We start from the raw sequence: 1,303 nt of genomic DNA, 5'->3' as shown, positions 1-1,303 counted from the left end.
GGGCCTGACCCCTGTTTGGTGGACACCTGATATCCAGCCCGGTTGGGTTGGGAAGAAAGGTAATCTACCACCATGCCTAGGTACTCCGAACAGTTCAAACGTGATGCTGTAGCCCTCTACGAAAACAATGAGGACCTTTCACTCCACGCGGCTTCAGCAGAGCTTGGAGTCAATCGTTCCTCACTTTATTCCTGGCTTAAGCAGTACGGCACCGGCAAACGTGCCCACTCGAAAAACATGCGTGATAAAGCTCAGGCGACGACTGATTCTGAGCGGATCCGCCAGCTAGAAAGAGAAGTCTCGAAGCTGCGCGAAGAACGCGACATCCTGCGTAAGGCCGCGAAATATTTTGCCGAAGAGACACGCTGGTAATCCGCTTCCAGTTTGTCTATGACCACCGAACCGAGTACTCGGTTAAGCGGATGTGCCACGTGTTAAAGCTCAATCGCTCCTCGTTTTATAAGTGGGTGCAAACCCGCGAAAAACGCAGGTTAAAGATGTGTTCTGATGCTCTTATTGGTGCACGAATCAAGACCATCTTCGATGATGAGCACGGGCTTTATGGTGCTAAACGCATCGCTGCGAGCCTCAACAGTGATACGGATTTCGGCCCGATCAATCACAAGAAGGTCGCACGCATCATGAAATCCATGGGGCTTAAAGGCTTTACCAAGCGCCGCCGATGTGTCACTACTAGGCGTAAGCCTGGTCGCCGAGTCATGCCAGATTTAGTAGGCCGCAGATTCACCGCTGACAGGCCAAACCACGTCTATGTTGGCGACATTACGTACCTGCCGTGTAAGGGTGGCAAAAACATGTACCTGGCCACGGTCATCGACGTCTACTCTCGCAAACTTGTCGGTCATGCACTAGCGGATCACATGCGGGTATCGCTGGTTATCGAAGCTTTGTCTCATGCCAGAAAGGTTCGTGGAAGCCTTAAAGGGGCAATTTTCCATTCTGATCATGGCAGTGTGTACACCTCACAAGCCTTTAGGAACTATTGCTCGTCGTTGGGTGTGCGCCAGTCTATGGGAGCGGTAGGAACGAGTGCTGATAACGCCCTAGCAGAATCGTTTAACGCCACGCTCAAGCGGGAAATCTTGCGTGACAGGAAAGTCTTTGACAATCCGATCTCCTGCCGCCAGGAAGTCTTCCGGTGGTGCATGCGCTACAACACACGCCGACGGCACTCCTGGTGCAATCTTTCAGCTCCTGACGTCTTTGAAGCCGAGAATTCAGCTACACTGACCCAAGCAGCATAGCTAACCCCCGACGTGTCTACTTTCCGGGGGTCAGGCCC

The 1,303-nt window shown here is 52.6% G+C and carries 1 protein-coding gene; it reads left to right on the top strand.

Annotated features, from left to right (window positions below; translation table 11 throughout):
- Positions 1–72: 72 nt before the first annotated feature.
- Positions 73–1,265, top strand: a protein-coding gene (locus QP934_RS11405) for an IS3 family transposase (RefSeq protein ID WP_419127580.1) whose coding sequence is annotated in 2 segments (ribosomal slippage) — positions 73–355 and positions 355–1,265 — 1,194 coding nt in all. Because the reading frame shifts where the segments join, the coding sequence is not laid out codon by codon here.
- The last annotated feature ends 38 nt before the right edge of the window (positions 1,266–1,303 follow it).

It is taken from the genome of Corynebacterium sp. MSK122 (assembly GCF_030229435.2).
GTDB lineage: Bacteria > Actinomycetota > Actinomycetes > Mycobacteriales > Mycobacteriaceae > Corynebacterium > Corynebacterium marquesiae.
The sequence above is the reverse complement of the archived record's forward strand: the minus strand, read 5'-3'. Positions and strand labels throughout refer to the sequence as shown.